Consider the following 6,106-nt stretch of genomic DNA (forward strand, 5'->3'; position numbering starts at 1 on the left):
TTTTTATGTTAGTTTAAATACCAAATACTAATTGTCAAAATAGTGGCAAAACTTACCCAAGCTAAATAAGGAATCAAAAGTAGTCCTGCTATTTTATCAATTTTCTTGAACTGAGTATAAGTTTCAAAAATCATCAGAAGCAACAATACCACTTCAATTGATGCGAGAAGTAAGTTGTGTAATTTGAAAAAAATCAACGACCAAAGCGCATTTAAAGCTAATTGAATTATAAAAAACAAAAAAGCTTTTTTTACAAGTGTTTCGTTGCCATCCAGCTTGTTCCATACCAATCCACCTGCGACTCCCATCATAATGTATAGGGAAGTCCAAACTGGAGCAAAAATCCAATTTGGCGGATTAAAAACAGGCTTTATTAAAGTTGGATACCATGTAGTTATACTTTCTCTTGTAACCATTCCGGATAAATAACCTATTACCAAACAGGTCATTACTACTAATGCTATTCTTAAAACTTTTTGCATCTTGTTTAAAATTTTCACAAATATAGTAAACAAAAACGTGTGGTTTTCGTAAAATAAGTATCTTTGTACTAAAATTAAGATAATATGATTTCCGAAAAGGATTTTATTTCTACATCACATTCAAACACTATTGAAAAAGGAACATATGAATGGAGTGCTCCAAGTAATATTGCATTAGTGAAATATTGGGGTAAAAAAGACCATCAAATTCCTGCAAACCCTTCAATAAGTTTTACTTTAAATCATTGTAAAACAATTACAAAATTATCATTTGAGAAAAAATCAACTTCGATTGATATCAATGAAACAGGTAATAGTTTCTCATTTGATTTATTATTTGAAGGAAAACCAAAAGAGGATTTCAAACCTAAAATTCAGAAATTTTTCGAACGAATTGAAGTTTATTGTCCTTATTTAAAAGAATATCATTTTACAATTGACACTCAAAATACTTTTCCTCACAGTTCAGGAATTGCATCATCGGCATCGGGAATGGCGGCTTTGGCAATGAATATAATGAATTTAGAAAAAGCGTTAAATCCTACAATAACAGATGATTATTTTCACCAAAAAGCTTCTTTCTTAGCAAGATTAGGATCTGGAAGTGCTTGCAGAAGTATAAAAGGCAACATTGTTGTTTGGGGAAAACATAAAGAACTTGACGGTAGTTCCGATTTATTTGGAATTGAATTTTCATCAAAAGTTCACTCAAATTTCGAGAACTATCAAGACACTATCTTGCTTGTTGACAAAGGCGAAAAACAAGTTTCGAGTACTGTTGGACACGATTTAATGCACAATCATCCATTTGCAGAACAAAGGTTTTTACAAGCTCATCACAATTTATCAGCTATAAAGTCCGTTTTAGAAAATGGAAATTTAGAAGAGTTTATTAAAATTGTAGAAAGTGAAGCTTTAACACTTCATTCAATGATGATGACCTCAATGCCTTATTTTATTTTAATGAAACCTAATACATTAGAAATCATCAATAAAATTTGGAAGTTTAGAAACGAAACCAAAATTCCGGTATGTTTCACATTAGACGCTGGTGCAAACGTTCATGTTTTGTATCCCGAAAACGTTAGAGTTGAAACTTTGCAATTTATTAAGGACGAATTAGTTGGCTATTGTCAAAATGGTCAGTATATTTGTGATGAAATTGGTTTTGGAGCACAAAAGTTATAATTTAACATTACCTCAAATCAGAATATGAAAGGACCACTATTTTATTCAAAAATATTACTCTTCGGAGAATACGGAATCATTAAAGATTCTAAAGGTTTATCTATTCCTTATAATTTCTACAACGGCGCTTTAAAAGTGGATGAAAATCCAACTCAAGAAGCCATCAAGTCTAATGAAAGTCTACGAAAATTCGTAGTTTATTTAGAAGAGTTACAAAACGAACAAGCAGATTTAGTTACGTTTAACATAGAACTTTTAAAAGCTGATGTTGCCAGAGGAATGTATTTTGATTCAAGTATCCCACAAGGATATGGCGTAGGAAGTAGTGGTGCATTAGTTGCTGCTATCTATGACAAATATGCAAACGATAAAATCACAGTTTTAGAAAATTTAACTCGTGAAAAATTACTGCAACTAAAGACAATTTTCTCTCAAATGGAATCTTTTTTCCACGGAAAAAGTTCTGGTCTTGACCCTTTAAATAGCTATTTGAGTATTCCAATACTTATCAATTCTAAAGATAATATTGAAGCAACTGGCATTCCTTCTCAAAGTTCTGAAGGTAAAGGCGCTGTCTTCTTGTTAGATTCTGGAATTGTAGGTGAAACTGCTCCAATGGTAAATATTTTCATGGAAAACCTAAAAGATCAAGGTTTCCGTGCTATGTTGAAAAACCAATTTGTAAAATACACCGATTTATGTGTAGAAAACTTTTTAGGTGGTGATAAAAAATCATTGTTTTCTAATACAAAAAAACTTTCAGCAGTAGTTTTAAATAACTTTAAACCAATGATTCCTGAGCAGTTTCACGGAATTTGGCAAAAAGGAATTGACACCAATGACTACTACTTAAAACTTTGTGGTTCTGGAGGTGGTGGTTACATTCTGGGTTTCACAGAAGATTTAGAAAAAGCTAAAAAATCACTAAAAGATTATAAGTTAGAAGTTGTTTATCAATTTTAACTTATAAATCATGCTAAGCAGACAAACCAAACTCACCATACTGAAAATACTCAGCATGTTCTCTGTGGTTCGTGGTTACAATATTCCCATTATTGCTTTAGCACAATATCTATCTGCAATTTTTATTATGGCTCCAGAAAAAAGAGCCTTATCAGTGATTTTAGATTTTAATCTTTTTATAATAGTACTAGCATCAAGTTTAACTATTGCGTCTGGTTACATCATAAACAATTTTTACGACAGTAAAAAAGACTTAATAAACAGACCTAATAAATCCAAAATTGATCGATTAGTAAGCCAGAGGACAAAACTTCAAGTCTATTTTACAATTAATTTTGTCATTGTTCTTTTAGCGCTTTTAGTCTCTTTTAGAGCCGTTTTGTTTTTCTCTGTCTATATATTTTTAATTTGGTTTTACTCACACAAACTAAAAAAATACCCAATTATTGGTAATCTTACAGCTGCTTTTCTTGCTGTGCTTCCTTTCTTTGCTGTGCTTTTATACTACAAAAACTTGTATCCACAGATATTTGCTCATGCATCATTTTTGTGCCTTCTAATATTAATTAGAGAAATGATAAAAGATTTAGAAAACATAAAAGGAGATATTGCAAATGATTACAAGACAATTCCTGTAAAATTTGGTGAAGAGTTTACCAAAAAAATCATCACAGGATTAACCGTACTAACTATTTTTCCGGTTTACTTATTGGTAGAAATATACGATGTAGGATATATGGATATATATTTTTACGTAAGTTTAATTATTCTAATATTCTTTTTACTTCTTTTATGGAAAGCAGAGAACAAAACACAATATTTACAATTGCATATTATTTTGAAATTTTTGATTGTATCAGGCGTTTTCTGTATTGTACTAATAGATCCTCAAGTACTGATTCACGGCAAGACTTTGCTTAAAATTTAGAAGCGAATCAGTAGTAATTCTTGTAAACCCTATTCCTGCTGTCCGCACTACATGGTAGTTGCTCCCATCAGGGCTAGTTAGTAATCGATTTGAATAGAATCAAAGTTTCAAAAACCTATTCATCTTCTTTAAACCAACTCGAATACATTACGTAATTATTAGAAATACGCTCAATTTCACCAGCAAAATCTGAAGCATTAATATCTTTAACTTTTTTAGCAGGAACTCCAGCATAAATCGTCCCAGATTCTACAATAGTATTTTGAGTAACAACAGCTCCAGCTGCTACAATCGCGTTGCTTTCCACAACACAATTATCCATAATAATTGCTCCCATTCCAATCAATACATTATCATGTAATGTACAACCATGTACTATAGCATTATGCCCAATTGAAACATTATTACCAATATTTGTAGGATGTTTTAAATAAGTAGCATGTATAACAGCTCCATCCTGGATATTCACTTTATTACCAATCTTAATATAATGAACATCTCCACGAATGACAGCATTAAACCATACGCTACATTGAGCACCAAACTCAACATCACCAACAATAGTAGCATTTTCAGCTACGTAACAATCTTCAGGAATCTTTGGTGATTTCCCATTTACTGATTTTATTATCATAGTATACTAAAAAAGAATCCTGATATTTTACATCAGGATTCTTATTATATTATTAATTAATAGCAGGACAATTACAGTGATATTTTTCTGGTTTACAGAACAAATTAATACCTAAAGTAATTTGGTGAAAACCACCTGTATCAAATTTTATATCTCCCATCAATTGTGAATAAGTGTAGGCAAACATATAATTTTTATAATTTATACCTAATATTGGAGTAATGTATTGTAGCTTTTGTTTAGCAATTGAAACTCCATCTAAATATTCAGCACCGTCTAAACTTCTTCTGTAAGACAATCCACCCCAAACTCTTCCAAATTCAAGATTTTTATATGCTTTAATATTCAAATCTACTGTTGACTCTTTAGTTAAGAAAGTATGCTGAAACATAACTGATGGCTCCAACAATATTCTATCTGCATCACCAAAAGTATATCCCATATTATAAATAAGTCTCTTTAAATTCACTGGTTCTCTTTGTGAATAAATTCTTCTTTCACTAGCCAAAGCATTTTTAACTGTGAAATGAGCATAGAAGTCTAAGAAATTATAAGAAGCACCTACGTCTACATTAAAGTAATTAGCTTTTTGAACAATAGTTCCATCAATATTAGGATCAAATGCAGGGTTATTATCTCTAAAATCTGTTTCATCCAATAAACTTTGTGCAAATCCAACATTAACACCAAAAGACAATTGATTCAAATCCACATCATCTCTTGAAAACATAATATGATGTGCATAAGCCACTCTGAATCCTTTTTGTGAATGATATCCATTTTTATCATTTATCAAGATGATACCCATTCCGTCTTTCTCGGTAATACTTCCATTAAAACTTAAAGTTTGTAACGCCGGTGCATCTTCTTGACCAAACCATTGTTGTCTTCCTGTTAAACGCACTTTTGCACAATTTGCAGCACCTGCCATAGATGGATGCAACAAGAAATAATTATCAGATAAATAATCTGAATATACAGGTAAAATTTCTTGTGAATAAGATTGCTTAGTAATTAATACCACTAAAGCAAGTAAAAAATGTTTAATCTTCATTGTTTTTTTATCTTTTTAATGAGAAATGGGCTTTAAATTGTTTCATTGCACCAGCTTCAGGATAGTCAACTGTAAACCAGTAATCCGTTGATGGCATTAGGTTTCCGTTGTAGGTACCATCCCATCCTTTGCTTGCTGGACTGATTTGTTTAATCAATTTTCCTTGGCGGTCAAATATATAAATTTTTGCGTTTATTTCTTTATCCAAACCAACAATATTCCAATAGTCGTTAATTCCGTCCCCATTTGGTGTAAAATAGTGAGGGTAATCGATGATTTGTACACCTGTTAATTGGAATGGATCACAGCTACTTGCTACGCCACCTTTGTCGTCCCATACCGTTATGGTGTGTACTCCAAGTGGTACATTTTCAAACACATTGCTGGTTTGTCTTGGACCTCCATCAAGGCTGTACAAATAACTTCCATATCCAGTTATGTTTACTGTAATGGTTTGCATGTCTGAGAAAGCGTTGCTTATTTCATAGCCTACACCTACAGCCACAGCTTGTCCTGATTGTATTACTTGAAATGAGTCCGTCTCTGAACATCCCAATTGTGGTGGACTAACACTGGTCATTTTTACAGTATATGTTCTTGTAGCTCCTGTTGGATCTGCTGTTGTTACATCATATGTAGGGTTGGTGCCTATAACTAATGTTGGATTTGATGCTTCAAACCACTCATAAGTATAAGTTCCTGGCGTTGGATTAGTAACCTGAAGTGTTAATGGTCTTACTACTTGTTGCGTGTTATAATCCACACAAATTACATTAGTACCTGTTGATGTAAATATGGTTGGTTCTGGTAATTTCTCTACTGTTGCATTGAAAGACACTAATCTAAAACATTTAGTG

At 32.0% G+C, this 6,106-nt stretch carries 7 protein-coding genes; 3 read left to right on the top strand and 4 right to left on the bottom strand.

Annotated features, from left to right (window positions below; translation table 11 throughout):
- Positions 1–8: 8 nt before the first annotated feature.
- Entirely contained in the window at positions 9–482 is a 474-nt protein-coding gene (locus ABD771_RS03490; RefSeq protein ID WP_298303067.1) for a TspO/MBR family protein, read from the bottom strand.
- Positions 483–566: 84 nt separating this feature from the next.
- Here ABD771_RS03490 and ABD771_RS03495 point away from each other — a divergent pair, with 84 nt between their 5' ends.
- The 3 genes from ABD771_RS03495 to ABD771_RS03505 are packed head-to-tail and all read left to right on the top strand — an operon-like array spanning position 567 to position 3,561.
- Entirely contained in the window at positions 567–1,670 is a 1,104-nt protein-coding gene (locus tag ABD771_RS03495; protein WP_345090730.1) for a diphosphomevalonate decarboxylase, read from the top strand.
- Positions 1,671–1,694: 24 nt separating this feature from the next.
- Positions 1,695–2,633 carry a mevalonate kinase family protein gene (locus tag ABD771_RS03500; RefSeq protein ID WP_345090733.1) on the top strand — a complete coding sequence of 313 codons (939 nt, stop codon included), beginning with the start codon at positions 1,695–1,697 and terminating at the stop codon, positions 2,631–2,633.
- A 10-nt stretch (positions 2,634–2,643) separates the two neighbouring features.
- Positions 2,644–3,561 (top strand): geranylgeranylglycerol-phosphate geranylgeranyltransferase, encoded by a 918-nt coding sequence (locus tag ABD771_RS03505; protein ID WP_344815384.1) that lies wholly within the window; start codon positions 2,644–2,646, stop codon positions 3,559–3,561.
- A 115-nt stretch (positions 3,562–3,676) separates the two neighbouring features.
- Here the strand turns inward: ABD771_RS03505 and ABD771_RS03510 are convergent, their stop codons facing one another.
- The 3 genes from ABD771_RS03510 to ABD771_RS03520 form a co-directional block, all read right to left on the bottom strand.
- Positions 3,677–4,195, bottom strand: coding sequence for a gamma carbonic anhydrase family protein (locus ABD771_RS03510; RefSeq protein WP_345090736.1), 519 nt, complete (start codon positions 4,193–4,195; stop codon positions 3,677–3,679).
- 52 nt (positions 4,196–4,247) lie between these two features.
- Complete coding sequence (locus ABD771_RS03515; protein ID WP_345090738.1) at positions 4,248–5,249, bottom strand: PorP/SprF family type IX secretion system membrane protein; 1,002 nt, start codon at positions 5,247–5,249, stop codon at positions 4,248–4,250.
- Positions 5,250–5,256: 7 nt separating this feature from the next.
- The coding region (locus ABD771_RS03520) for a T9SS type B sorting domain-containing protein (RefSeq protein WP_345090741.1) at positions 5,257–6,106 on the bottom strand (850 nt) is incomplete at its 5' end.

It is taken from the genome of Flavobacterium chungnamense (genome assembly GCF_039539165.1).
In the GTDB taxonomy this organism is placed as follows: domain Bacteria; phylum Bacteroidota; class Bacteroidia; order Flavobacteriales; family Flavobacteriaceae; genus Flavobacterium; species Flavobacterium chungnamense.

Excerpts from the sequence above, each read along its gene's own strand:
- ABD771_RS03490 (WP_298303067.1), bottom strand. The coding sequence starts at position 482 with ATGCAAAAAGTTTTAAGAATAGCATTAGTAGTAATGACCTGTTTGGTA.
- ABD771_RS03495 (WP_345090730.1), top strand. The coding sequence starts at position 567 with ATGATTTCCGAAAAGGATTTTATTTCTACATCACATTCAAACACTATT.
- ABD771_RS03500 (WP_345090733.1), top strand. The coding sequence starts at position 1,695 with ATGAAAGGACCACTATTTTATTCAAAAATATTACTCTTCGGAGAATAC.
- ABD771_RS03505 (WP_344815384.1), top strand. The coding sequence starts at position 2,644 with ATGCTAAGCAGACAAACCAAACTCACCATACTGAAAATACTCAGCATG.
- ABD771_RS03510 (WP_345090736.1), bottom strand. The coding sequence starts at position 4,195 with ATGATAATAAAATCAGTAAATGGGAAATCACCAAAGATTCCTGAAGAT.
- ABD771_RS03515 (WP_345090738.1), bottom strand. The coding sequence starts at position 5,249 with ATGAAGATTAAACATTTTTTACTTGCTTTAGTGGTATTAATTACTAAG.